22 protein-coding genes are annotated in these 22,877 nt (G+C 69.0%); 9 read left to right on the top strand and 13 right to left on the bottom strand.

Annotation, left to right across the window (positions count from 1 at the left end; all coding sequences use genetic code 11):
* Positions 1 to 120: 120 nt before the first annotated feature.
* Positions 121 to 1,287 (bottom strand): type III PLP-dependent enzyme, encoded by a 1,167-nt coding sequence (locus tag ACXJY8_RS13305; RefSeq protein ID WP_463769613.1) that lies wholly within the window; start codon positions 1,285 to 1,287, stop codon positions 121 to 123.
* Positions 1,288 to 1,964: 677 nt separating this feature from the next.
* Between ACXJY8_RS13305 and ACXJY8_RS13300 the strand changes: the two genes are divergently transcribed.
* Together ACXJY8_RS13300 and ACXJY8_RS13295 are read left to right on the top strand one after the other, a co-directional pair.
* The gene (locus tag ACXJY8_RS13300; protein WP_463769611.1) at positions 1,965 to 3,539 is read left to right on the top strand and encodes an OpgD/OpgG family glucan biosynthesis protein; all 1,575 of its coding nucleotides are present in this window, start codon (positions 1,965 to 1,967) and stop codon (positions 3,537 to 3,539) included.
* Positions 3,536 to 4,030, top strand: a complete 495-nt coding sequence (locus tag ACXJY8_RS13295) for a GNAT family N-acetyltransferase (protein WP_463769609.1) — start codon at positions 3,536 to 3,538, stop codon at positions 4,028 to 4,030. The genes ACXJY8_RS13300 and ACXJY8_RS13295 overlap by 4 nt, the downstream gene beginning before the upstream one ends.
* Before the next feature lie 70 nt (positions 4,031 to 4,100).
* On the opposite strand, the gene ACXJY8_RS13290 is transcribed toward ACXJY8_RS13295, so the two are convergent.
* Together ACXJY8_RS13290 and ACXJY8_RS13285 are read right to left on the bottom strand one after the other, a co-directional pair.
* Positions 4,101 to 4,340: a hypothetical protein gene (locus ACXJY8_RS13290; RefSeq protein WP_056211425.1), complete on the bottom strand. Its 240-nt coding sequence runs from the start codon at positions 4,338 to 4,340 to the stop codon at positions 4,101 to 4,103.
* A gap of 140 nt (positions 4,341 to 4,480) precedes the next feature.
* A complete protein-coding gene (locus tag ACXJY8_RS13285) occupies positions 4,481 to 5,359 on the bottom strand; it encodes an SDR family oxidoreductase (RefSeq protein WP_463769607.1) in 879 nt (292 codons plus the stop codon).
* A 107-nt stretch (positions 5,360 to 5,466) separates the two neighbouring features.
* Here ACXJY8_RS13285 and ACXJY8_RS13280 point away from each other — a divergent pair, with 107 nt between their 5' ends.
* Positions 5,467 to 5,898: a winged helix-turn-helix transcriptional regulator gene (locus tag ACXJY8_RS13280; protein WP_463769605.1), complete on the top strand. Its 432-nt coding sequence runs from the start codon at positions 5,467 to 5,469 to the stop codon at positions 5,896 to 5,898.
* 18 nt (positions 5,899 to 5,916) lie between these two features.
* On the opposite strand, the gene glyS is transcribed toward ACXJY8_RS13280, so the two are convergent.
* Positions 5,917 to 8,049 (bottom strand): glycine--tRNA ligase subunit beta, encoded by a 2,133-nt coding sequence (gene glyS, locus ACXJY8_RS13275; RefSeq protein ID WP_463769603.1) that lies wholly within the window; start codon positions 8,047 to 8,049, stop codon positions 5,917 to 5,919.
* A gap of 60 nt (positions 8,050 to 8,109) precedes the next feature.
* Positions 8,110 to 9,039: a glycine--tRNA ligase subunit alpha gene (locus tag ACXJY8_RS13270; protein ID WP_463769601.1), complete on the bottom strand. Its 930-nt coding sequence runs from the start codon at positions 9,037 to 9,039 to the stop codon at positions 8,110 to 8,112.
* A gap of 211 nt (positions 9,040 to 9,250) precedes the next feature.
* On the opposite strand from ACXJY8_RS13270, the gene ACXJY8_RS13265 reads away from it, so the two are divergent.
* Positions 9,251 to 9,490 carry a hypothetical protein gene (locus tag ACXJY8_RS13265; RefSeq protein WP_463769599.1) on the top strand — a complete coding sequence of 80 codons (240 nt, stop codon included), beginning with the start codon at positions 9,251 to 9,253 and terminating at the stop codon, positions 9,488 to 9,490.
* Between the two features lie 4 nt (positions 9,491 to 9,494).
* Here the strand turns inward: ACXJY8_RS13265 and ACXJY8_RS13260 are convergent, their stop codons facing one another.
* Complete coding sequence (locus ACXJY8_RS13260; protein WP_463769597.1) at positions 9,495 to 10,349, bottom strand: S49 family peptidase; 855 nt, start codon at positions 10,347 to 10,349, stop codon at positions 9,495 to 9,497.
* A gap of 211 nt (positions 10,350 to 10,560) precedes the next feature.
* Here ACXJY8_RS13260 and ACXJY8_RS13255 point away from each other — a divergent pair, with 211 nt between their 5' ends.
* Positions 10,561 to 10,869, top strand: coding sequence for a hypothetical protein (locus tag ACXJY8_RS13255; protein ID WP_463769595.1), 309 nt, complete (start codon positions 10,561 to 10,563; stop codon positions 10,867 to 10,869).
* Positions 10,870 to 10,877: 8 nt separating this feature from the next.
* Here the strand turns inward: ACXJY8_RS13255 and ACXJY8_RS13250 are convergent, their stop codons facing one another.
* Both ACXJY8_RS13250 and ACXJY8_RS13245 read right to left on the bottom strand, forming a co-directional pair.
* Positions 10,878 to 11,648 carry a tRNA1(Val) (adenine(37)-N6)-methyltransferase gene (locus ACXJY8_RS13250; protein WP_463769593.1) on the bottom strand — a complete coding sequence of 257 codons (771 nt, stop codon included), beginning with the start codon at positions 11,646 to 11,648 and terminating at the stop codon, positions 10,878 to 10,880.
* Positions 11,641 to 11,865, bottom strand: a complete 225-nt coding sequence (locus ACXJY8_RS13245; protein ID WP_463769591.1) for a putative signal transducing protein — start codon at positions 11,863 to 11,865, stop codon at positions 11,641 to 11,643. Before ACXJY8_RS13245 ends, ACXJY8_RS13250 begins: the two co-directional genes overlap by 8 nt.
* 157 nt (positions 11,866 to 12,022) lie before the next feature.
* Here ACXJY8_RS13245 and ACXJY8_RS13240 point away from each other — a divergent pair, with 157 nt between their 5' ends.
* On the top strand, positions 12,023 to 13,042 hold the full coding sequence (locus ACXJY8_RS13240) for a polyprenyl synthetase family protein (protein ID WP_463769589.1): 1,020 nt from the start codon (positions 12,023 to 12,025) through the stop codon (positions 13,040 to 13,042).
* 24 nt (positions 13,043 to 13,066) lie between these two features.
* Here ACXJY8_RS13240 and ACXJY8_RS13235 read toward each other — a convergent pair whose 3' ends face one another.
* From ACXJY8_RS13235 to ACXJY8_RS13220, 4 genes are all read right to left on the bottom strand, one after another.
* Positions 13,067 to 14,719, bottom strand: coding sequence for a putative bifunctional diguanylate cyclase/phosphodiesterase (locus ACXJY8_RS13235; RefSeq protein ID WP_463769587.1), 1,653 nt, complete (start codon positions 14,717 to 14,719; stop codon positions 13,067 to 13,069).
* Positions 14,720 to 14,836: 117 nt separating this feature from the next.
* The gene (locus ACXJY8_RS13230) at positions 14,837 to 15,712 is read right to left on the bottom strand and encodes a 4-(cytidine 5'-diphospho)-2-C-methyl-D-erythritol kinase (protein ID WP_463769585.1); all 876 of its coding nucleotides are present in this window, start codon (positions 15,710 to 15,712) and stop codon (positions 14,837 to 14,839) included.
* Between the two features lie 81 nt (positions 15,713 to 15,793).
* Positions 15,794 to 17,647 (bottom strand): tetratricopeptide repeat protein, encoded by a 1,854-nt coding sequence (locus tag ACXJY8_RS13225; RefSeq protein ID WP_463769583.1) that lies wholly within the window; start codon positions 17,645 to 17,647, stop codon positions 15,794 to 15,796.
* A 155-nt stretch (positions 17,648 to 17,802) separates the two neighbouring features.
* On the bottom strand, positions 17,803 to 19,464 hold the full coding sequence (locus tag ACXJY8_RS13220) for an electron transfer flavoprotein-ubiquinone oxidoreductase (RefSeq protein WP_463769581.1): 1,662 nt from the start codon (positions 19,462 to 19,464) through the stop codon (positions 17,803 to 17,805).
* 214 nt (positions 19,465 to 19,678) lie between these two features.
* Here ACXJY8_RS13220 and ACXJY8_RS13215 point away from each other — a divergent pair, with 214 nt between their 5' ends.
* From ACXJY8_RS13215 to moaB, 3 genes are all read left to right on the top strand, one after another.
* Positions 19,679 to 20,569 carry a uracil-DNA glycosylase gene (locus ACXJY8_RS13215; protein ID WP_463769579.1) on the top strand — a complete coding sequence of 297 codons (891 nt, stop codon included), beginning with the start codon at positions 19,679 to 19,681 and terminating at the stop codon, positions 20,567 to 20,569.
* A 103-nt stretch (positions 20,570 to 20,672) separates the two neighbouring features.
* Positions 20,673 to 21,584: a KPN_02809 family neutral zinc metallopeptidase gene (gene ypfJ / locus ACXJY8_RS13210; protein WP_463769577.1), complete on the top strand. Its 912-nt coding sequence runs from the start codon at positions 20,673 to 20,675 to the stop codon at positions 21,582 to 21,584.
* 85 nt (positions 21,585 to 21,669) lie between these two features.
* A complete protein-coding gene (gene moaB / locus ACXJY8_RS13205) occupies positions 21,670 to 22,227 on the top strand; it encodes a molybdenum cofactor biosynthesis protein B (protein WP_463769575.1) in 558 nt (185 codons plus the stop codon).
* Positions 22,228 to 22,254: 27 nt separating this feature from the next.
* Here the strand turns inward: moaB and ACXJY8_RS13200 are convergent, their stop codons facing one another.
* Positions 22,255 to 22,776, bottom strand: coding sequence for a glycosyltransferase family protein (locus ACXJY8_RS13200; RefSeq protein ID WP_463769573.1), 522 nt, complete (start codon positions 22,774 to 22,776; stop codon positions 22,255 to 22,257).
* Positions 22,777 to 22,877: the final 101 nt, after the last annotated feature.

Genomic DNA, 22,877 nt, shown 5'->3' with positions numbered 1-22,877 from the left:
GAACGTTGGGCAGGCGACGAGACGATCCGTGCAGGCGGGCTGCACGGGGCGATTGGAGCTGCGATGCCGGACGCCCCCGATCGGGAGCATCCGGCCTTCGCGTCATGACCTTGAAGAGGTTTAGATGACGTATTGCTGAAGGGGCGGGAAGCCGTTGAACGCCACCGCCGCGTAGGTGGTGGTGTAGGCGCCGGCGCCCTCGATCAGCACCTTGTCGCCGATGGAGAGGGATACCGGCAGCGGGTAGGGCACCTTCTCGTAGAGCACATCGGCCGAATCGCAGGTCGGGCCGGCGAGCACGCAGGGGGCCATGCGGTCCTCGTCGTGCTCTGTGCGGATCGCGTAGCGGATCGACTCGTCCATGGTCTCGGCGAGGCCGCCGAACTTGCCGATGTCGAGATAGACCCAGCGCACCTCGTCCTCCGCGTCGGACTTGCGCGAGACCAGCACCACCTCGGCCTCGATCACGCCGGCATTGCCGACCATGCCGCGGCCCGGCTCGATGATGGTCTCCGGCATGCGGTTGCCGAAGTGCTTGGTCAGCGCGCGGAAGATCGCGTCGCCGTAGGATTCCACGCCCGGCACCGCCTTGAGGTACTGGGTCGGGAAACCGCCGCCGAGATTGACCATCTGCAGGCTGATGCCGCGCTGGGCGCATTCCGCGAAGATCATCGCCGCGGAGGCGAGCGCGCCGTCCCAGGCGCCCGTGTTGCCCTGCTGCGAGCCGACGTGGAACGAGACGCCGTAGGCGGTCAGGCCCTGGCGGTAGGCGTGCTCCAGCACGTCGACGGCCATCTCCGGCACGCAGCCGAACTTGCGGGAGAGCGGCCACTCGGCGCCGGCCCCGTCGCAGAGGATGCGGCAGAACACCTGCACGTCACCGGCTTCGACCCCGACGGCCTCGGCCGCGCGGGCGATCTTCTCGACCTCGGCCTCGCAATCGACGGCGAACAGGCGCACGCCGAGCTTGAGGGCGCGGCCGATGCAGCGCTCCTTCTTGATGGTGTTGCCGAAGGAGACGCGGTCGGCGGTGGCGCCGGCGGCAAGCGCCATCTCGACCTCGACCACCGAGGCGGTGTCGAAGCAGGAGCCCATCTCGGCGAGGAGACGCAGCACCTCCGGAGCCGGGTTCGCCTTCACGGCATAGAACACGCGGGTGTCGGGGAGCGCACGGGCGAAGGCCGTGTAGTTGTCCCGCACGACCTCGAGGTCGAGCACCATCACCGGGCCCTCGTCCTGGCCCATGTCGCGGCGTGCGCGCAGGAAATCGCGGATACGATCGGTCATGGTCGTTCCAACCCACAGGTTCGCGAGCGCCCTGACGGGGCGCGCTGTCGAATGTCAGGACGACAGGATGCCGTCCGGCGTCTGGGGGCGCTGCGACGCGACGCGCCGCGTGCTTTGGAGACACGCGAGGGCGTCGCAGGCGCAAGAGCACCCGGAAGCTGCCTTGGATTGGAAGGGGGACCCCCACCGCACGCCGGGCAAAGAGAAACAAGCCTCTTCGGTGCCGGCCTTTGGAGGGCCGACGAGACCAAAAAAGCCCGTTCGTCGTTGCTTTAAGCTGCGTCCCCCGTGGAGAGCGGGGTTCGCCGGTTTCGCCTCCGGCTGCCGGTTGTTGTCGGGGTCCGGTGTCACCACCTGGATGCCGGCCGGAGGGAATCCACCCTGTCGACCATCGATCCTTTAAGACCCCTGGCGGCTGTCCGGCAGTTGGCCGGATGCCCACCAACCGACACGCGGCCACAGGCACGTGCGAAATTGGGCAAGGCGCATATACGTTCAGGCTGTTCTGGCGACAAGGGAAAACCGTGATTTTTCCCTCGATTTCCCCGTCATCGCCCGCACTGTTGCGCAAAGGCCTCGCGGGCGGCGTTCCGGAGAGCGATGAGCCCTTCCCAAGCGGGTGCGGACCGGTCATCAAGCGCACGGTTTTCCTTCCAGCCGCACCGGATCGCAGGACGATGTCAGAACCCAACCGGCGCAGAATCGTCCAGGGACTTGCCGTCACGACGATCCTGGCGTCGACCGGCGCGGCCCGGGCGCAGCGTCGCGACGGCCGGCCGGACACCCCGTTCGGCTTCGCCGACGTGGAGCGCCGGGCGCAGGATCTGGCGAAGGTCGCGTACGATCCGCGGGTTCCGGCGCTGCCGGCGCCGATCGCCAAGCTCGATTACGATGCCTGGCGCGACATCCGCTTCAAGCCCGACAAGGCCTTCCTCGGCGAGGGAAGCCCGTTCCGGCTCCAGCTCTTCCACCTCGGCTTTCTCTATACCCGCCCGGTGACGGTGAACCTCGTGCGCGGCGGCGTGGCGACGCCGATCGCCTACCAGTCGAGCCTCTACGACATGGGGCGGACGAAACTCGACAGGGCGCTGCCCGTCGATCTGGGATTCGCGGGCCTGCGGATCCACGCCCCACTCAACAAGCCGAACCTCCTCGACGAACTGATCGTCTTCCTGGGCGCCAGCTATTATCGTTTCCTCGGGCGCGACCAGCTCTACGGCCTCTCGGCCCGGGGCATTGCCGTCGACGTCGAGGGGCAGCGCGGCCCCGAGGAGTTCCCGGTCTTCCGCGAGTTCTGGGTCGGCGTGCCGGAGCAGGCGGACGCCGCCCTCACGATCTACGCGCTGCTCGACGGCCCCTCGCTCACCGGCGCCTACCAGTTCACCGTCACGCCGGGCGACGAGACCAGCGTGGCGGTGCGCACGACCCTGATCCCGCGGGTGGACCTCGCGACGGTGGGGCTCGCGCCCCTGACCTCGATGTACTTCATCGGCGAGAACGACCGCCGCCACGCCGACGACTATCGGCCGGAACTGCACGATACCGACGGGCTTCAGATGGCGGCGGGCAGCGGCGAGTGGCTGTGGCGCCCCCTGCATAACCCGCGCGACCGACGCATCTCGTCCTTCGCCGACCGCGACCCGAAGGGCTTCGGCCTGATGCAGCGCGATCGGCACTTCGAGAGCTACCAGGATCTCGAAGCGTCCTACGACCGCCGGCCCGGCTACTTCGTCGAGCCGGACGGCGCCTGGGGCGAGGGCGCGGTGATGCTGATGGAGTTGCCCACCGACACCGAGACCAACGACAACATCGTGGCCTGCTGGCGGCCGGCGCGGGCCTACCCGGCAGGGACGCCGGTGAACCTGTCCTATCGCGTCCGCGCGGTCGGCGGCACCGCGCTTCATCCGGGCGGACGGGTGGTGAACACCTTCAGCGTCGCCCCGGTGGCGAGCGGCACCGCCAAGGCCGAGGAGGCCAAGGGCGGCCTGACCCGGCGCTTCCTCGTGGATTTCGCCGGCGGCGACCTGGACTACTACCTGGCCGATCCGAGCCGGGTGGAGGTGGTGGCAAGCACTTCGGCCGGGCGCATCGGCGCGACCTCCGTGGCGCCCAACGCACACATCAAGGGTCTCCGGGCGGCTTGCGACGTCACCCTTGAGGCGCCGGGTCAGTCCGCCGACCTGCGCCTCTTCCTGCGCGCGTCCGGCCGCACCCTGTCGGAGACCTGGATCTATCCCTGGACCGCCCGGTGAGCGCGCCCTCGATCAAGACCGCTTCGGCGCCGCTGGTGGAAATCCGCCCCGCGACGCCGGAGGATCTCGACGCGCTGGTGGCCCTCGAACATGCCGCTTTCGTCAGCGACCGCGCCGAGCGACGGGCGATCCGCCACGCGATCCGGTCTCCGAGCATGTCGCTCCTGGTGGCGATCATCGCCGACGAGGCGGGGCAGGCGACCCTCGTCGGCTCCGCGACCCTGGAGCGCCGACGCGGCAGCCGCAGCGCACGGCTGTCCTCCATCGCGGTGTCTCCGGCCCGATCGGGCCTCGGCCTCGGCAGCCTCGTGCTCGATGCGGCCGAGGCCGAGGCGCGGGCCCACGGCTGTACCCGCCTCCGCCTCGAAGTCCGCGCCGATAACGGAGCCGGCATCCGGCTCTACGAGCGGCGCGGCTACACGCGCTTCGCCGTCATCCCCGACTATTACGAGGACGGGATGGAAGCCTGGCGCTACGTAAAGGCCCTCTGAAACGGGAAAGCCCGCCCCGGTCGGACCGGAGCGGGCACGGTTAGCCTCGGATAATCGGACGGCTGGGGTCTCAGTCGCAGCTCTCCTTGGTTACCGTCTTGCGGTCGCCGAGGTCGTTCTCCTTGGTCACCGTCTTGGAGGAGCAACCGTCGCTGGACTCGCGGCGCTCGACTGTGCGGCTCTCGGTGGACGGGCGGTCGACGACGACGGTGTCGGGCGCATCGCGACGGATGACCGTGGTCTCGGCCTGGACGGCCGAAGCGCCGAACAGCGTTGCCAGAGTCAACGCGGCGATGATGGGGTTGCGCATGAACATCTCCCTTCAGGAAAATCTGCTGCCCCAACGGCGACCCGAGCGAAACCGTTCCGCTTGATCCTGCTCCAAACTTGCGAATCCCTCGGCTGCCAGGATTTCATCTGTGGAAGTCTCGCACCGGGTCCGCGATGACCTTACCTGAGGGCATCGGCGATGACGGCCGCCAGCGGCGTCGTCGGCCGGCCGATCAGGGTGCGCAGGGCGTGGCCGTCGTCGAACAGGGCACCGCGGGCGGCCCCCGCATCGGAATCCGCCAGGAGGCTCGCCACGCCGTCCGGCAAGCCCGCGCCGAGGAGCGCCGCCCGGTACTCCGCGGGCGGCAGGTCCTGATAGCGGATGGTCCGACCGGAGGCGCGGGCGGCTTCGCTGGCGAAGTCGGCGAGGGTGTAGGCTTCGTCTCCCGCCAGTTCGTGGATGCGCCCAACCGGCGCCTCGGTGGCGAGCACGGCCGCCGCGGCTTCCGCGTAATCAGCGCGGGCCGCGCTGGCGATCCGGCCCTCGCCCGCGCTGCCCAGCATGACTCCGTGGGCGAGGGCCTGGGGCAGGGAGGCCGTGTAGTTCTCGGTATACCAGCCGTTGCGCAGGATCACGGTCTGCATGCCGGATTCCGCCAGGATCGCCTCCGTGGCCCGATGCTCCTCGGCAAGGCCGAGGGGCGAGGTGTCCGCGTGTAGCAGGCTCGTATAGGCGATGAGCCCGATGCCGGCGCGGCCGGCCGCTTCGATGACGTTGCGATGCTGGGGCACGCGCTGGCCGACCTCGCTGGAGGAGATCAGCAGCAGTCGGTCGATGCCCGCGAAGGCCTCCGCCAGGGTCTCGGGGCGTGCGTAGTCCGCGCGGCGGACCGCGACGCCTTGGGCGCGCAGATCCTGCGCCGCGGACGCCTCGGTGTCGCGAACCCCGGCCACGATCTGCGCCGCCGGCACCCGGCGGAGGAGCGCCGCGACGACGAGGCGCCCGAGCTGACCGCTCGCGCCGGTGACGAAGAGCTTTGCGGACGTGATCTCGGACATCTCTCGACCTCGCGTGGTTCTGAACCCAGACGAGGTCTATAAAAGAGACCGGAATGCCCCGTAAGGCGGCAGGTTTTCGATCCCAGGTTACCCGAAGGGAACCCGCCATGACCGAACACGCCGCGCCCGAACCTGCCCACCGCCCGGCGGCCACGGATCTCTCCGAGCGGTTCGCGGCTTGGCAGGATTCCGGCCTCGATCCGCATCACTGTCCGGTCCGCGACGTGCTGGATCACCTCGGGGACAAGTGGACCACGCTGATCATCGTCGTGCTGTCCGACGGCACCCGCCGGTTCGGGGCGATCCACCGGGCGATCCCCGACATCTCGAAGCGGATGCTGACGCAATCCCTGCGCGACCTCGAGCGCGACGGGCTGGTGACCCGCCGCGTCCATCCGACGAGTCCGCCGAGCGTGGAATACAGCCTCACGGCGCTGGGCGGGTCGCTGCTCGGCCCCCTGGCGACGTTGGTCGCCTGGGCGGAACGAAACCATCCCGCGATCCGCGCCGCCCGGACGCGGTTCCTGGCGGAGGCATGAGCCCCGAAGGGCGTCCGCTCAGCCCTCAATGCGCGAGAAGTCCGCGACCTCACGGGTCGCCGCCCGCAGGGCATTGAGCAGGGCGAGGCGGTTCCGGCGCAGGGCCGGGTCGTCGGCGTTCACCGTGACCCGCTCGAAGAACGCATCCACCGGCGCGCGCAGCGTCGAGAGGGCCTGCATGGCGCCGGCGAAATCCTCCGCCGCCACCGCCGCCGAGGCGGTCTGGCGCGCCGCCGCCAGGGCCTCGGCGAGCGCTTGCTCCTCGGGTTCGCCGCGGGCGGCCAAGCCCGCGTCCGGCGCGGCGTCGTAGGCGCGGTTGTCCTTCTTCTCCTCGATGCGCAGGATATTGGCGGCGCGCTTGTAGCCGGCCAGCAGATTCTTGCCGTCGTCCGTCTCGAGGAAGGTGCTCAGGGCCTCCACGCGGCGCACCACCATCAGCAGGTCGTCCTGGCCGGGCAGGGCGAAGACGGCGTCGATGAGATCGTGCCGGGCGCCCTTGTCGCGCAGGTAGACCTTCAGGCGGTCGGCGAAGAAGGCGAGGAGGCTCGTGGCATCCGCGTCCCCGGCGCTCCCCTCGGCGCTCGCCGTGCCGCCGTGATTCGCATGGCCGTCGGCGGCCGCCTGATAACCATCGCGAAGCAGCGACAGCTTGGCGGTGTTCTCGATCAGCAGCCGGATCACCCCGAGGGCTGCGCGTCGCAGGGCGTAGGGGTCCTTGCTGCCCGTCGGCTTCTCGTCGATGGACCAGAACCCCACGAGGGTGTCGAACTTGTCGGCGAGCGCCACGGCCACCGCGACGGGATCGGTGGGCACCCGGTCGGAGGGGCCGACCGGCTTGTAGTGGTCCTCGACCGCCGCCGCGACGCTCGAAGGTTCGCCCTGCAGCGCCGCATATTTGCGCCCCATCAGACCCTGGAGTTCCGGAAACTCACCGACCATCTCGGTCACGAGGTCGGCCTTGGCGAGCGTCGCGGCGCGTTCGGCCTGATCCGGGTCGGCGCCGACCAGGGGCGCGAGCTCGCGGGCCAGGGCCGCGATGCGTTTCACCCGCTCCCCCTGCGTGCCGAGCTTCTCATGGAACACGATGCTGTCGAGCTTCGGCAGCCGGTCCTCCAGGCGGATCGCCTTGTCGGTCTCCCAGAAGAACTTGGCGTCCGACAGCCTTGCGCGCACCACGCGCTCGTTGCCGGCGGTGATGGCGAGGCCGCCGTCGCTGGCGATGAGGTTCGACGTCAGGACGAAGGCCGGCGCCAGGGTGTCGGTGCCGGCCCGGCGCAGGACGAAGCACTTCTGGTTCGCCCGGATGGTGGCACGGATCGCCTCGGCCGGGATGTCCAGGAAGGCTTCGTCGAAGGAGCCCAGCAGCACCACCGGCCATTCGACGAGGCCGGCCACCTCCTCCAGCAGGCCGTCGTCCTCGACGAGTTCGAGGCCGCGCGCGAAGGCGAGGTCGCGGGCGTCGTGCAGGATGATGTCCTTGCGCCGCTCCACGTCGAGCACAACTTTGGCGCGCTCCAGGGCCTGGACGTAGTCGTCGAAGCGCCGGACCTCGATGGCCTCGGGCGCCAGGAAGCGGTGTCCATAGGTGGTGGTCCCGGCCGCGATCCCGTCCACTACGAACGGGACCACGTCCGGCGTCTCGGTCTCGGGTCCGAAGGTGGCCACGATCGATTGCAGCGGGCGCACCCAGCGCAAGGCGCCCGGCTGCGCCGAGGCCTTGCCCCAGCGCATGGATTTCGGCCACGGGAAGCTGCGAATGATTTGCGGTAGGATCTCCGCCAGGACGTCGAGGGTCTCGCGGCCCGGCCGCTCGATCACCGCCACGTAGAACTCGCCCTTCTTGGGGTCCGTCACGATGGTGGCCTGATCAAGGCTCGCCAGCCCCGCGCTCTTCAGGAAGCCCTGGACCGCGCCCTCCGGCGCCCCGACGCGCGGACCTTTCCGCTCCTCGCGCACGTCCTTCCCCCGCGGCGGCAGCCCGGCCACGTGCAGGGTCAGGCGGCGCGGCGTCGCGAAGGCCTTGGCGCCCTCGTAGAGGAAGCCGCGCTCCACCAGGGCGTCGGTGACGAGCTTCTTCAGGTCGTCGGCCGCGCGCCGCTGCATGCGGGCGGGAATCTCTTCAGAGCGAAGTTCGAGGAGGAGGTCGGGCATGGGATCAGGCGGCGTCCAGAAAGGGTGTTCGGGTTGGCGAGGTGCGGTCGGCGAGGCGGATCAGGCCGCGCCGCCCCCCGCCGTGCGCAGGTACGCCGCCCCGCAGGCCTTCGCGAGTTCGCGCACTCGCAGGATGTAGCTCTGGCGCTCGGTCACCGAGATGACGCCGCGGGCGTCGAGCAGGTTGAAGACGTGGCTCGCCTTGATGCATTGGTCATAGGCCGGCTGCGCCATCCGGTGCCGGCCGCCCTCGTCAACGGGCGCACCCGCGTCGAGGTAGGTCCGGCAGGCCTTTTCCGCGTTGGTGAACTGGCGGAACAGCATCGCGGTGTCGGCCGCCTCGAAGTTGTGCCGCGAATACTCCTGCTCGGACTGCAGGAAGACGTCACCGTAGGAGACCCGGTCCTCGCCGGTGCCACCGTTGAAGTTCAGGTCGTAGACGTTCTCGACGCCCTGGACATACATGGCCAACCGCTCGAGACCGTAGGTGAGTTCGCCCGCGACCGGGGCGCACTCGAAGCCAGCGACCTGCTGGAAGTAGGTGAACTGGCTCACCTCCATGCCGTCGCACCAGCACTCCCAGCCGAGGCCCCAGGCGCCGAGCGTCGGGCTCTCCCAGTCGTCCTCGACGAAGCGGATGTCGTGCAGCTTCAGGTCGACGCCGATGGCGTCGAGGGAGGCGAGGTAGAGCTCCTGGAGGTTGGGCGGGTTCGGCTTCAGGATCACCTGGAACTGGTAATAGTGCTGGAGCCGGTTCGGATTCTCGCCGTAGCGGCCGTCCTTCGGGCGACGCGACGGCTGGACATAGGCGGCCTTCCAGGGCTTCGGACCGAGGGCCCGCAGGGTGGTGGCCGGATGAAAGGTGCCGGCACCCACTTCCATGTCGTAGGGCTGCAGGATGACGCAGCCCTGCGCCGCCCAGAAGCGCTGCAGGGTCAGGATCAGGCCCTGGAACGACGTTTTGGGCGCGAGATCGACGGCGCTCGACATGGAATTTCCGGTCCGTGGAGGGGCGGCCAGCGTTTAAGAGGCGGCTCCCCCGTGTCAAGCGACGGGGCGGGACGATGGGCGTGTGCCGACGCACACAATTCTGCCACGATCCGTCATAGCGGTGGAACGGTCTCGCTTGCTGCCAAGTTTATCAGGCAATCAAGGGGTTCTCGCCGCCCTCCAGGGCGGTCGACAATTGGATCATCGCGCCATGCGCTCGTCTTTTGCAGTCTTCGCCGCCCTCGTCGCAACGTCCCTGGTCGCCACGCCGATGGTGATCTCCGCCTCGAACGCACTCGCCACGGCCGAATACTCCGATGCCGTGACGATGCCGGCCGCCGTGACGCCGATCGAGGTCTCGGCCGTCCCGGCGCCCGTCGCAGCGGAGACCTGCACCCGGAAGGTCCGGGTGGTCTATGCCGGCTACGGCACCGAGGCCTGCAAGCGCTGAGGCTCTACAAACCGTAACGGGCGAAAGCGGCGCGATCCTCGATCGCCGCCATGACTTCGCCCGCGACGCTGCTGCCCGGCGCCGAGCGCCGGAGCAGGCGGGCCACGAGCGAGCCTTTCTTCTCGGCGATGAAGACGAGCTCCACCTTGTCGCCATAGCGCGCCCGCAGGGTCGAGCGGGCGTCGCCCAGCGCATCCACCAGCCCGAGCGGCAGCGCCTGTTGGCCCGTCCAGACCGCTCCGGTGAAGAGATTCTCGCCGTTCGGCGCGAGCTTCGGACGGCGCGACCCGACGAGGACCGTGAACAGGGTTTGCACATAGGCCTGGATCGCCTTCAGACGCTCCACATCCGCGGGGTCCTCCGGCCGGAACGGGTCGAGCATCCCCTTTGCCTCGCCCTGGGTATGGACCCGGCGGTCGATGCCGATGCGCTCGATCAGGCGATCGAAGCCGAAGCCCGCCGAGACGACCCCGATCGATCCGGCGAGGGACATGGGATCGGCGATGATCTCGTCCGCCGCGCAGGCGATCATGTAGCCGCCCGAGGCCGCCACATCCTCCACGAAGGCCAGGACGGGTAGCTTCTTCTCGCTTGAGAGCGCACGGATGCGCTGGTGGATCAGGTGCGACTGGGCGGGGGCGCCGCCGGGCGAATTGATCACCAGCGCCACCGCCGAGATGCCGGGCGTCGCGAAGGCCCGCTCCAGGCTGCTCGCCAGACCGCCGATCGAGAGGCCCGCCCGGAAGGGCGACACCGCGCCGATCGCCCCGCTGAGGCGCAGGACGGCGACGCGCGGAACCTCCCGGCGCCAGCGCCGGGGCAGGAGCGCGCGCAGGGGACCCGGCAGGGAAACTGGCATGCTGTCGCGACTCTGGTTCGAGGGGAGGGGGCGGCACCACGCGCCGGCCGATACGGCCGGGTCGGCCGTTTCGAGCGCTGAGGTGGGGCGGGACGAACCATTTTGCCAGCGTCGTCGTTGTCGCCTCACGCCGCCGAACCTTGGCGGCTGTGGGCGTTCGAAATGCCCACGCAGCAGCAAGGGAGACGTGACCATGCGCGTGATGCGTTGGATGGTTCTCGCACTGGGAATGCTGGCCGGTGCGATGGGCTTCGGAGCGACGGCGAACGCCGCGCCACTACCGGTCGCGGCCGCCGCGACCCAGGCTGAGGCGCCCTTGCTGGCGCAGGCGCGTTGGCACGGCTACCGGCGCCACTGGCATCACCGCCGCCACTGGCACCATCGTCATCACTGGCACCATCGCCGCCACTGGCATCGCCGCCATCACTGGCATCATCGGCACCACTGGCGCCGGCATCATGGCTGGGGGCACCGCCACTACGGTTGGCATCGTCCCTACCGGGTGCGGACCTTCTACTGAGGGTATGCTCAGGCTGGATCGGCCGGTGCGCCGATCCAGCCTCGGCCCGCGCTGAGGCCCGCCAGAACCGGCGTGAAGCGGCCACCCTCGTCGTGCAGGTCCAGCGGGGGCAGGAGCGCGAACGGGGCCCGGCTTCCCTTCACGGCAGTGACCAAGATGCGGATCGCCGGCCGGTTCGCGTTCGCGTGGACCGGACGGACCGAGACCGCCCCGAAGCGTCCGGCCAGGGCTTCGAGACAGGCGGGCAGGTGATCCGCCCGATGAATCAGGCCCAGCCGTCCCTGCGGACGCAGCAGGTCGACGCAGGTCCGCAACCAGGCATCCAGCCCGCCTTCCACGAAGTCGTGCGCGCTCGCCTTGCCGGCGACCGGCGAGGATCGGTGCCGGCCCGGCTCGAAGAACGGCGGGTTGGTGAGAACGAGGTCGGCCAGCCCGGGCGCCAGCCCGGCGGCATGCCGTCGCGTCCCTGGGGCCAACACGTCCGCCTCGATGATCGTCGCGCGGGCGGCGAGGCCGTTCTCCTCGGCATTGCGCCGCGCGAAATCGGCGAGCGCGGGATCGCGCTCCACAAGCACCGCGCGGCAGCCGGGGCTGCGGAGCGCCACCGCGAGGCCGACCGCTCCACTCGCCGCACCGACGTCGCAGATCACCGCGCCGGGCTCAGGCGCGATGAGGCCCGCCAGCAGCACCGCGTCCGTTCCAGCTCGATGGGCGCCGCGCGGGGGTTGATGCAGGCGCAGCCGCCCTCCGAGCCAGAGGTCGGGGATGCTCTCAGGCATCGCGCAACTCATGGGCGAGGCCGGCGTCGATGAGGAGCCGGCGCGCCTGCATCGCCTGGTCGTGCGGCACCAGAAGTCGTCGTGCGAAGGCGCCGATCGAACCTTCGAGCAGGCTCATGTGCTGGTCGGCCACCATGGCCGGAATGGCAGCGGCTTCGAGAATCGACTGCGCGAAGCCGATCAGGACGACATCATTGCTGCGGATCAGTTCGGTCATACAACTTCTCCCGGGCATCGATCCGGATGCCGCCGTCGGCAATACCTTGCGGCATGGTGCGTGTTGCAGCGCCCCCGGGCGCATGCGATGGGGTGTCACGGACGCGGCCGATCAGGCTGCGCCACGTTGGCGTAGGGAAGCGGGAGGCCTCAAGGTCTTGGGCGTCGTAGTTCCGATCGATGAGAGAAGCCCCGATCCGGAGGCGAGCCTGGCCGACCTCGTCGCCCTGGTGTCCGGGGGGATGGAGCGCGTCAACGCGACGATCCTGTCCCGGACCGGCTCCGACGTCCAGATGATCCCGGAGGTCGCCAACCACCTCATCTCCTCCGGTGGGAAGCGCCTGCGTCCGATCCTCACCCTCGCGACCGCCGACCTGTGCCACTATGCCGGCGAGGGCGCGGTGAAGCTCGCCGCCAGCGTCGAGTTCATGCACACGGCGACCCTGCTGCACGACGACGTCGTCGACGGCAGCGACATGCGACGCGGCAAGGTCGCGGCACGGATCAAGTGGGGCAACGAAGCGAGCGTCCTCGTCGGCGATTTCCTCCTTGGCCAGGCCTTCCGCATGATGGTCGAGGTCGGGTCCCTAAAGGCCCTCGACATCCTGTCCGCGGCGGCCACCATCATCGCCGAGGGCGAGGTGATGCAGCTCACCGCGGCCAAGAACACCGGAACGAGCGAGGACGAGTACCTCGCGGTGATCAGCGCCAAGACCGCCGAGCTTTTCGCTGCCGCCTGCGAGGTCGGACCCGTTCTTGCGGAGCGCGGCGAGGCCGAGCAGGCGGCCTGCCGGGCCTACGGCATGAATCTCGGCATCGCCTTCCAGCTCATCGACGACGTGCTCGATTACGGCGGCACCAGCGACACCCTGGGCAAGAACGTCGGCGACGATTTCCGCGAGGGCAAGATCACGCTCCCCATCGTCCTGGCGGTACGGCGCGCCACGGGCGTCGAGCGGGCCTTCTGGAAACGCACCCTCGAACTCGGCGAGGTCACGGATGCCGACCTCGACACCGCGCGCGCGATCCTGCGGCGGCACGGAGCCCTCGAGGAGACGATGGCCCGGGCCCGACTCTACGGCGATCGCGCCCGGGACGCCCTCAAGGCGTTTCCCGCCAGCCCGATGAAGCAGGCCCTGCTGCAGGTGGTCGATTTCTGCATCGCCCGGGCGCACTGAGCGCCCCGGCGCGACGGTGGTCCGTCAGGCCGCCGCCTGACGCATCGCCGGCGTCGGCGCGAGGGCGACGAGACCGCAATCGGTGCCCTCGGACGTTTCGGCTTCAGACGGCGCGATCACGATCCGGCCGTCCGCATCGGACCATTGCGTGAGGAGCCCGTCGGTGGTTGTCTTGTCCATGGGCCGCCCGAAGAGGTAGCCCTGGCCGTAGGTGCACCCCTGGCCAGCCAGCCAGTCGACGCTGGTCCCACTCTCGATGCCCTCGGCGGTGGTGAGAAGGCCGAGGCTGGAGCCCAGGGCGATGATCGCATCCACGAGCTTGGCCCGATCGCTGCTCTGGCGCATCGATTCCACGTAGCTGCGATCGATCTTGAGCTTGTCGAATTGCAGCTCGCGCAGGTGGTACAGGCTGGAATAGCCCGTCCCGAAATCGTCAAGGGCGATGCGGACGCCGAAGTTCTGAAGCGACTTGAGGGCGATCCGCGCTGCTTCGAGATCGTTGACGAGCGCCGTCTCGGTGATCTCGATCTCCAGGCGGCCCGGCGCGAAACCGGTCTCCGTCAGGATGCCGAGGATGTGCTCGGGCAGGTGCGGATCGCGCAGTTGCAGCGGCGAGATATTGATCGCCAGTTGGAGATGGGCCGGCCAGAGCCGAGCGTCCCGGCAGGCCCGGCGCATCAGCGACCAGGTGAGCTCGGCGATCAGGCCGGTCTCCTCGGCCAGGCTGATGAAATCGGCAGGGGTGAGGACGCCCAACCGGGGATGATTCCAGCGGGCCAGCACCTCGAACCCGATCAGATCGCGGCCGGGCAGGGACACCACCGGCTGGTAGAACGGCTCGATCTCGCCCCGCTCGATGCCGGCCCGCAATTCGCCCTCGAGCCGGGCGCGCGCCTTCAGGGCCTGGCCCATGTCGAGATGGAAGAAGCGGTAGGTCCCGCGCCCATCCCGCTTACCCTGGTACATGGCGACATCGGCGGCGTGCAGCAGCGCCTCGGCGGTGCGGCTCTCCTCCGTCGCCGTCGCGATGCCGATGGTCGCGCCGATCTCGAGACGGCTCTGGGTCCAGGCGATCGGCTGTGAGAGCGAGGCGATGACGCTCTGTGCGAGGCGGGCCAGGACTTCCGGATCGCTGCCGGTGTCGAGGAGAAGAGCGAACTCATCGCCCCCGAGACGCGCGACGAGGCTCTGGGTCGGGGCAAGGGCCCGCAGACGATCGGCGATGACGCAGAGGACCGCATCGCCCGCGGCATGACCGTGCACGTCGTTGACCGGCTTGAAGCGGTCGAGGTCGATCAGCATCACGGCGACCCGCGGAAGACCAGAGACCATGCGGATGCGCGCTTCGAGGGTTTCCCGGAACAACCGACGATTGGCGAGACCCGTCATCGCATCGTGGCGTGCGACGGCCTCGGCACGGGCCTCAGCCCCGTCCCGATCCTGCATCGCCTTGCGCAGCTTGAACGACTTGCGAATCGCCGCAACGACCACGCCCAGGCTCATGCAAAGGGACAGCATCAGGAGATCGTGAAGCTGATGCGTCCGGGTCGCGTCGAGGAGAACCGTGAAGAATCCGAGCTGGGTGCCGACGATCCAGATGCAGCAGCCGATCATCATCAGGCACAGGAGTTCCCTGAGTTCGCCCTCTCCCCAAGAGTTGTTTTTGTGATCGGGCATGCACCGCTCCTTGCGCGGGCCGATCCTGCAGACTCAAATCTTGAGCGAGCGTAAAGCTGACGTCGCAAGTCGGCGTGGATGCACGAGAAGTTGCTATCCGACTGGGATGCTGAATGCTTAGCGCAGCATCGCCGCGCTGACCCACCAACCAGGATGAGCTCGCCCGATGCTGCGCGCGGCGCGGGCCGCATCGGATCGATGCCCGAAGATTCCGAACACCGTCGCACCGGACCCCGACATCCGTGCCAGACGGCAGCCGGGGGCGGCCCGCAGGGCGTCGAGGGCCACATCGATCACCGGGGCGATGCTCAGCGCCGGGGCTTCGAGGTCGTTGCGCGCGGGGGTGATCGCGCGCAGGAGCGCATCCGCCCCGAGGCCGGCGGCGATGACGGGATGTGCGCCTGTGCCATGGCGATCGCCGACTGCTAGACCGAGGGCCCGGAACACCGGCGCGGTCTCGACCGGGACGCCCGGATTGATGAGGACCGCCGGCAGCGCGGCCAACTCCAGGGCGGGTCCCACGGCCTCGCCTGCCCCCCGCATCATGCGGGCACGGGGCACGAGGCAGACCGGGACGTCGGCGCCCGTCGCCCGCGCCGCCGTCAGGAGGTCCGGGTGATCCGATGGTAAATCGTTCAGGCGGCCGAGGAGGCGCAGGGCCGCTGCGGCATCGGAGGAGCCGCCGCCGATGCCCGCGGCCACCGGAAGCCGCTTCACCAGATGAAAGGCGCCGTGGCGCAGGCCCGGCCGCAGGCGCGCAAGGTGACGCGCCGAGCGGATGACGAGATTGTCGTCGAGGGGGCCGGCCGGGCCTGCCGTCGGGCCTGAGACGGTGAGCGCCAGCTCGGGTCCCGGCGCCAGGGTGAGCGTGTCGCCCGCTCCCGTGAAGACCACGAGGCTTTCGAGCTCGTGGTAGCCGTCGCCGGCCCGGCGGCCCAGGACGTGGAGGGTGAGGTTGATCTTCGCCGGAGCGCGGGTGACGAGGAGGGACACGGACACTCGGAGCTGAAGGGTCGGGCAATCGCGAGGCCGGTCTGACCCCGCGATGCGCGTCCCGTCAAGCCTCCGGCGCGATCAGCCGCCGCTCTTCTTGTCGGCCGCGCCCGGAGGCTCGTTCGGGGCCGGAGCCCCCTTCGGCAGTTCCGGGTTGACCTTGCTTTCGGGCGGGTTCTCAGCGGTGGCCGCGGGCTTGTCGAGTTCCGGCAGGCCGTCCTTCAGCTTGGCGTTGATCTTCTCGAGATCGTCCGGCTCGGGGTTCAGGTCCTTGGCGTGCTGCCACTGGAACTTGCCCTCCAGGCGACGGCCGGCGCGCCAGTAGGCGTCGCCGAGATGGTCGTTGATGGTCGGGTCGCCAGGCTTCAGCTCGATCGCCTTCTCCAGCTCACGCACCGCATCGTCCCAGCGGCCGAGACGGAAATAGGCCCAGCCGAGGCTGTCGATGATCATGCCGTCGCGAGGCGCCGCATCGACGGCCTGCTTCAGCATCGTGAAGGCCTCGTCGATGTTCATGTTCTGGTCGACCCAGGAATAGGCCAGGTAGTTCAGCACCTGGGCCCGGGCGCCGGGCTGGCTCGCGGGCACCAGTTCCAGAGCCTTCTTCAGGTCCGCCTCGGCCTTGGGCCACTGCTTGGCGCGCTCGTAGGCGGTCCCGCGGAAGTAGAACGTCGTCCAGTAATTCGAGGCCGGCCGGTCGCCGATCAGCGCGATGGCGCGGCTGTAGGTCTCGGCCGCCTCCTCGTACTTCTTGCGCGAGCGCTGGACGTTGCCGAGTGCCGTGACGACGTCGATATCGTCCGGATGCGCCTTCATGGCGGCGTCGAGATGGGCGATGGCCTCGTCGCCCTTGCCCATCTGCTCGAGGTTCAGCCCGACCTGGACATCGGCGTTCAGGCGCAGGGGGGACGTGGTCGGGATCTGTGAATAGGCTTCGTTGGCCCGCTCGGTCTGCTTCATCCGGTCGAGGATGTCGGCGAGGGTCAGCCGGGCCAGAGCATGCTCGGGCGCGAGGTAGAGGGCGAGACGCAGGTAGACCACCGCCGGCAGTTCGTCGCCCTGCGTCGAGCCGGCCGAGCCGAGCCCGTACAGCACCTCGCCGGCCCCCTCCTGGGCCGAATTGACCAGGCGGCTGAGGGGCTTGCCCTCCTTTAGCTTGGTCAGGGCGTCGCGCACAATGGGGTGGCGCGGCAGCAGCTTGTCGAATTCGGTGTAGGCCTGGATCGCGAGGTCGGTGCGTCCGGCCTGGGCCTCGAAACGGGCATAGGCGTCGACGATGCGCAGGGTGTTGCGGTCGGCATCGTAGGCGGCCTTGAGGCGCCGCTCGGCTTCCGCCTGGTCGCCGACCAGGCTGGCGATCAGGCCGGCATGGAAGTCGCGGAAGGTGTTGTAGTAACGCTCGCCCTTCAGCTTGTTGATGGTCTCGAGCGCGCGCTTGCCGTCGTTGGCCCCGGCGAAGGCCCAGGCCGTGAGCAGCGTGCCGGTGAGGTCGGCGGCGGCACCCCGGCCGCTGCGGGCGAAATTCTGGCGGGCCTGCGCGAACTGGCCGGCCTTGATCTGGCGTACGCCGAGGGCGAGCTGGGCGAGGCCGTTGGAGCCGTCGCGGCTCGTCAGCCGCTCGGCGGCCCGGAAGGCATCGGGCAGGGAGCCGTCGGCGAGCAGCGACACGAAGGCGCGCTCCAGCAGTTCGGCGTTGCGCGGGTCGGCCTTCACCGCCTCGCGATAGAAGCTCGCGGCGGCCGCGGTGTCCTTCGAGGCGCCGGCGATATAGGCGGAGAGGAAGTTGCCTTCGAGGGATTCCGCCGGCTCGTACTCGGAGACTGGCGCGGATTCCCGCGGCTGGGCGGCGTAGGCCGCCGGGGAGGCCGCGAGGCAGACGGCGAGGGCCGAGAGGACCCGGCGTCCGGTCCGGCTGGTTTTGGCGTTTCCGTTCATGGGCACCGATCGCGGCTCCTGCGCACCGGCCATCTCGACGGCCGGGCTCGATTGGGGCGGGACACTGGACTCTTACCGCCATCCTCGCAAGGCGGAAGGATGGCGGCGCTCGTCGCCCGCCATCCCGTCTCTCTCATCCGTGAAGGCGTCTTCCCTCACATGTTCGGATAGTTCGGTCCGCCCGGTCCTTCCGGGGTCTCCCAGTTGATGTTCTGGTTCGGATCCTTGATGTCGCACGTCTTGCAGTGGACGCAGTTCTGGGCGTTGATCTGGTAGCGCACGCCGTCACTCGCGCTCTCGTCCGCCACCCATTCGTAGACACCCGCCGGGCAGTAGCGTGCCGACGGCCCGCCGTAGACATCGTGCTCCGAGGCCTTCTGCAGCTCCATGTTCCGGACCTTGAGGTGGGCCGGCTGGTCTTCCTCGTGGTTGGTGTTCGAGAGATAGACCGAGGAGAGCCGATCGAAGGTCAGCTTGCCGTCGGGCTTCGGATAGACGATCGGCTTCACGTCCTTGAGCGGCTTCAGCGTCTCATGGTCCGGCTTGCCGTGCTTGAGCGTTCCGAAGGGCGAGGTCTCCAGGATCGTGTTCGCCCACATGTCGAGGCCCCCGAGGCCGACGCCGACGAGGGTGCCGTATCTCGACCAGAGCGGCTTGACGTTGCGGACCCGCTTCAAGTCCTGCCCGATGGCGCTGTCGCGCCAGCCGTTCTCATAGGTCGCGAGCTCGTCGCCCTGGCGACCGGAGTCAAGTGCCTGGGCCAGGGCCTCCGCCGCCTGCATGCCGGAGAGGACCGCGTTGTGCGAGCCCTTGATGCGCGGCACGTTCACGAAGCCGGCGGAATCGCCGACGAGACAGCCGCCCGGGAAGACGAGCTTCGGCACCGATTGCCAGCCGCCCTCCATGATCGCGCGGGCGCCGTAGCCGATGCGCTTGGCCCCCTCGAAGGTCTCGCGGATCATCGGGTGGGTCTTGAAGCGCTGGAACTCCTCGAACGGCGACAGGGTCGGGTTCTCGTAGTTCAGGTGCGTCACGAAGCCGACCGAGAGCAGGCCGTCGTCGAAATGGTAGAGCCAGGAGCCGCCGCCGGCCTTGTTCGGCAGGGGCCAGCCCATCGTGTGCTGCACGAGCCCGGCCTGGAACCGGTCGGGAGCGAGTTGCCAGAGTTCCTTGACGCCGAGGCCGTATTTCTGGTGGTCGCTGTGGGCATTGAGCTTGAACCGGTCGATCACCGTCTTGGTCAGCGAGCCGCGCGCGCCCTCACCGAAAACCGTGTACTTCGCCCGAAGCTCCATGCCGCGGGTATAGTCCTCGCGCGGCTCGCCGGACTTGCCGATGCCGAGGTCACCCGTAGCGACGCCCACGACGACGCCGGACTCGTCATAGAGCACCTCGGAGGCCGGAAATCCGGGATAGATCTCCACGCCGAGCTCCTCGGCCTTGGCGCCGAGATACTTCGTGACGTTGGAGAGCGAGCCGACGAAATTGCCGTGGTTCGACATCAGCTTAGGGAAGAACAGGTTTGGCATGGTGACGCCGCTGTTCTTGGTCAGGAACATGAACTCATCGCGCTCGACCGCCGTCTTCAGCGGCCGGGCGCCGTCCTCGCGCCAGCCGGGAAGCAGGCCGTCGAGCCCGGACGGGTCGATTACCGCACCCGACAGGATGTGCGCGCCGACCTCGGAGCCCTTCTCCACCACCACGATGCTCACATCCGGCGCCAGTTGCTTGAGGCGGATGGCGGTGGCGAGCCCGGCCGGACCGGCGCCCACGATCACCACGTCGAATTCCATCGCCTCGCGTTCGGGCAGCGCCATCCGTCATCCTCCTGTGGTGCATCCGCTTTCCGCGGACGCGTTCGTCGTGCGATCCCATGTTTGAGGTTCACTCTCAACCCATTCCAACCTGGGAACGCAAGCGCACCGCCGGCGCGGCGCCCTCGGTGGTGACGATGTTGCACGGGGTAAAAGGTGGTGCGTGACGTCGCACGCCCGGTTGTCCACAACCCCTTCAGGCGCCACATCTGCTGCCATGAGCCACGGTGAAGACCGACACAGGAATCTGATCGCGAACCTCGACTTCCACGTCGAGGCAGGGCTCGACCTGTTCCTGGACGAGGCGCCGCATGATCGCTTCGCGGAAACCGACGCGCCGGAGCTGGCGCGGTCCACCCTTGATCGGCCGGCACCGGAACGGCGGGCTCCCGAACGGACTCGCCCGCCCCTCGACGACACCTTCCGCACCGAACTGCCCCCGCGCGATGTTCCTGCGCCCGCACCGGCCCGGACCTACGGGCAATCGGCCTCGGCCAAGCCTGGCGATGCCGTGGGCGACGCCCGCGCGCGCGCGAAGGACGTCCAGACCCTCGAGGAATTGGAAGCGCTGCTGGCGGGCTTCGACGGCTGCCCGCTGAAATTCACTGCCAAGAACCTCGTCTTCGCCGACGGCAATCCGGCCGCCAAGCTGATGTTCATCGGCGAGGCGCCGGGCGCCGACGAGGACCGAATCGGCAAGCCCTTCATGGGTCGTTCGGGCAAGCTCCTCGACCGGATGATGGCGGCGATCGGACTCGACAGAACCAACGCCTACGTCACCAACATTGTGCCGTGGCGGCCGCCGGGCAACCGCAACCCGACCCCGCAGGAAGTCTCGATCTGCAAGCCGTTCATCGAGCGGCAGATCGAACTCGCCGATCCCGATCTCATCGTCTGCCTCGGCAGCCCGGCCACCCAGGCGATCACCGGCACCAAGGACGGCATCCTGAAAGCACGCGGCCGCTTCTATCCGTACCGGGTCGGGACCCGCGAGATCCGCGCCCTGGCGACGCTGCATCCGGCCTACCTGCTGCGCCAGCCGCTGCAGAAGCGCCTCGCCTGGCGGGATTTCCGGACCCTGCGCGCGGCCCTCGACGGCAAGGCCTGAGCCGGGTAGGCCCTGCGGGCAAGCGGAACCGTATCCCGCGCCTGCGACTTACTTCACGCGGCCGTGTGTGGGCCCGCGTGTCCGGACAGGGTGTAACGAGATCATGCGCTGGGAAGACTTCCGCTCTTCGGACAATGTCGAGGATCGGCGCGGCGAGGGCGGCGGCGGCGGCGGTTTCGGCTTCCCCGGCGGCGGTGCCGGCGGCCTCGGGATCGGCACCATCGTGATTCTGTGCATCATCGGGTGGGTCACCGGCATCAACCCGGCGATCCTCATCGGCGGTGCCGAGCAGATGTCCGGCGGCGGGCGCCCACGCCAGGAGCAGGTCGACCCGCAGACCCAGGCCCAGCGCAAGACCAAGCCCACCGACGAGAGCGGACGCTTCGCCGCGGCGATCCTCGGCAACACCGAGGATGTCTGGAAGGAGGTCCTGCCGAACCAGACGGGACGTCAGTACCGACCGACCGCGATGGTGCTCTACACCGGAGGTACCCGCAGCGGCTGCGGTTCGGCCCAGGCCGCGATGGGGCCGTTCTACTGCCCGCTCGACAAGAAGGTTTATCTCGACACGTCCTTCTTCAAGGAAATGGAGCAGAAGTTCGGTGTGAAGGGTGACTTCGCCTACGCCTACGTCATCGCCCACGAGGTCGGCCATCACGTCCAGGACGAGCTCGGCATCCTCGGCAAGGTCCAGAGCCGCCAGCAGAACGCATCCAGCAAGACGGAGGCGAACCAGCTCTCCGTGCGCATCGAGCTGATGGCCGATTGCCTCGCCGGCGTCTGGGCCAAGAACTCCAACGACAAGTACAATTCCCTCGAGCAGGGCGACATCGAGGAGGCCATGCAGGCCGCGAGCGCCATCGGCGACGACAAGCTCCAGAAGCAGTCCCAGGGCTACGCCGTGCCGGATTCCTTCACGCACGGTTCGTCCGAGCAGCGGATGCGCTGGTTCATGACCGGCTACCGCAGCGGGCAGACCAAGTCCTGCGACACGTTCCGGGCAGCGCGTAACTGAGGTGCAGGGGACGCGCTGTCGGGCTTTCGTGCTTTGGGATACCATCGTGCTGGTTCCACCCGGGTTCGGTTGAAGGCATTTTGTGATGGTCGCATCGGACAAGACCCGCAGCTTCATCCCGCTGGCCATCGCGGTGCTCACGGTCTCGGACACCCGCGTCGAGGAGGATGACCGCTCCGGCGACACCCTCGTGGAGCGCCTGAAGGCGGCGGGCCACACCCTGGCGGCCCGCGCCATCGTCCCCGACGAGATCGAGGCGATCCGCGGGCAGGTGGAGTCCTGGAGCCGGGACCCGGCGGTCGACGTCGTCATCACCACCGGCGGTACCGGGTTCACGGGGCGCGACGTCACTCCGGAAGCGATCGAGCCGCTCTTCGAGAAGCGGATGGACGGCTTCTCGGCCGTCTTTCATCGAATCTCCTACGACAAGATCGGGACCTCGACGCTACAGTCGCGGGCCACGGCGGGCGTCGCCAACGCCACCTACATCTTCGTCCTGCCCGGCTCGCCAGGGGCGTGTCGCGACGCCTGGGACGGCATTCTGGCGGCGCAGCTCGATTACCGCCACCGCCCCTGCAACTTCGTCGAGATCATGCCCCGGCTGGACGAGCATCTGCGGCGGGGCGCTTCGATCACGGTCTGAGGCTCGGCGAGAGACCTGCCGTTCGGATCAGGCCCTGTCGAGGCGGGCCGAGAGCGCACGGACCTTCAGGCGGCGGCCGAAGGTCGGACCAGCCAGGAGACGTTCGCGCCGGACGAGGTCGCCCGGGCGCGGAGCATTGACGCCGATGACGCTCTCGCCACGGGCAGCGAGGCGTGCCGGCAGGCCGGCATGCGGGCGCCGGAGTCGGGCCAACGCGACCTCCGGCCGGGCCGTGCCGATGAAGCGGTCGACGAGGCGGATCCAGCCTTCCGCCGGAACGTCGCCGGCCTCGAGGCAGAGGACCCAGTCCCGCCGCGCGGCCTTCGCCCCCGCCGACCAGGGCGACGACCCGCGTCCGCGCAGCACTACCTTGGCGCCGGTTGCCTCGGCCACCGTCTCGATCACCGGGTTGGACGCGGCCACGATGATCACCGCATCGCCGACGAGCCCCGCCGCGACACCCGCCACCAGCGCGCCGAGCGTATCGGCGAGCTGATCGACGGCATCGGGGTCGTGGGGCTGGGTCACTGAAATGAGAGCCGAGAGCATGCGCGCGCATACCGCATTTTTGCGTCGAGCAAAGCCATTCCACGGCAACGCATCGTGGGCAGGCAGGTAGAAACGCTGGGAGAGGGACGATCTGCCTGAAT

The sequence above is a fragment of the Methylobacterium sp. TK31 genome, assembly GCF_055361545.1.
The sequence above is the reverse complement of the archived record's forward strand: the minus strand, read 5'-3'. Positions and strand labels throughout refer to the sequence as shown.

What these genes read in the sequence shown, in the direction of transcription:
- ACXJY8_RS13305 (WP_463769613.1), bottom strand. Translation starts at nt 1,287, where the DNA reads ATGACCGATCGTATCCGCGATTTCCTGCGCGCACGCCGCGACATGGGC.
- ACXJY8_RS13300 (WP_463769611.1), top strand. Translation starts at nt 1,965, where the DNA reads ATGTCAGAACCCAACCGGCGCAGAATCGTCCAGGGACTTGCCGTCACG.
- ACXJY8_RS13290 (WP_056211425.1), bottom strand. Translation starts at nt 4,340, where the DNA reads ATGCGCAACCCCATCATCGCCGCGTTGACTCTGGCAACGCTGTTCGGC.
- ACXJY8_RS13285 (WP_463769607.1), bottom strand. Translation starts at nt 5,359, where the DNA reads ATGTCCGAGATCACGTCCGCAAAGCTCTTCGTCACCGGCGCGAGCGGT.
- ACXJY8_RS13280 (WP_463769605.1), top strand. Translation starts at nt 5,467, where the DNA reads ATGACCGAACACGCCGCGCCCGAACCTGCCCACCGCCCGGCGGCCACG.
- glyS (WP_463769603.1), bottom strand. Translation starts at nt 8,049, where the DNA reads ATGCCCGACCTCCTCCTCGAACTTCGCTCTGAAGAGATTCCCGCCCGC.
- ACXJY8_RS13270 (WP_463769601.1), bottom strand. Translation starts at nt 9,039, where the DNA reads ATGTCGAGCGCCGTCGATCTCGCGCCCAAAACGTCGTTCCAGGGCCTG.
- ACXJY8_RS13265 (WP_463769599.1), top strand. Translation starts at nt 9,251, where the DNA reads ATGCGCTCGTCTTTTGCAGTCTTCGCCGCCCTCGTCGCAACGTCCCTG.
- ACXJY8_RS13260 (WP_463769597.1), bottom strand. Translation starts at nt 10,349, where the DNA reads ATGCCAGTTTCCCTGCCGGGTCCCCTGCGCGCGCTCCTGCCCCGGCGC.
- ACXJY8_RS13255 (WP_463769595.1), top strand. Translation starts at nt 10,561, where the DNA reads ATGGTTCTCGCACTGGGAATGCTGGCCGGTGCGATGGGCTTCGGAGCG.
- ACXJY8_RS13250 (WP_463769593.1), bottom strand. Translation starts at nt 11,648, where the DNA reads ATGCCTGAGAGCATCCCCGACCTCTGGCTCGGAGGGCGGCTGCGCCTG.
- ACXJY8_RS13245 (WP_463769591.1), bottom strand. Translation starts at nt 11,865, where the DNA reads ATGACCGAACTGATCCGCAGCAATGATGTCGTCCTGATCGGCTTCGCG.
- ACXJY8_RS13235 (WP_463769587.1), bottom strand. Translation starts at nt 14,719, where the DNA reads ATGCCCGATCACAAAAACAACTCTTGGGGAGAGGGCGAACTCAGGGAA.
- ACXJY8_RS13225 (WP_463769583.1), bottom strand. Translation starts at nt 17,647, where the DNA reads ATGAACGGAAACGCCAAAACCAGCCGGACCGGACGCCGGGTCCTCTCG.
- ACXJY8_RS13220 (WP_463769581.1), bottom strand. Translation starts at nt 19,464, where the DNA reads ATGGCGCTGCCCGAACGCGAGGCGATGGAATTCGACGTGGTGATCGTG.
- ACXJY8_RS13215 (WP_463769579.1), top strand. Translation starts at nt 19,679, where the DNA reads ATGAGCCACGGTGAAGACCGACACAGGAATCTGATCGCGAACCTCGAC.
- ypfJ (WP_463769577.1), top strand. Translation starts at nt 20,673, where the DNA reads ATGCGCTGGGAAGACTTCCGCTCTTCGGACAATGTCGAGGATCGGCGC.
- moaB (WP_463769575.1), top strand. Translation starts at nt 21,670, where the DNA reads ATGGTCGCATCGGACAAGACCCGCAGCTTCATCCCGCTGGCCATCGCG.
- ACXJY8_RS13200 (WP_463769573.1), bottom strand. Translation starts at nt 22,776, where the DNA reads ATGCTCTCGGCTCTCATTTCAGTGACCCAGCCCCACGACCCCGATGCC.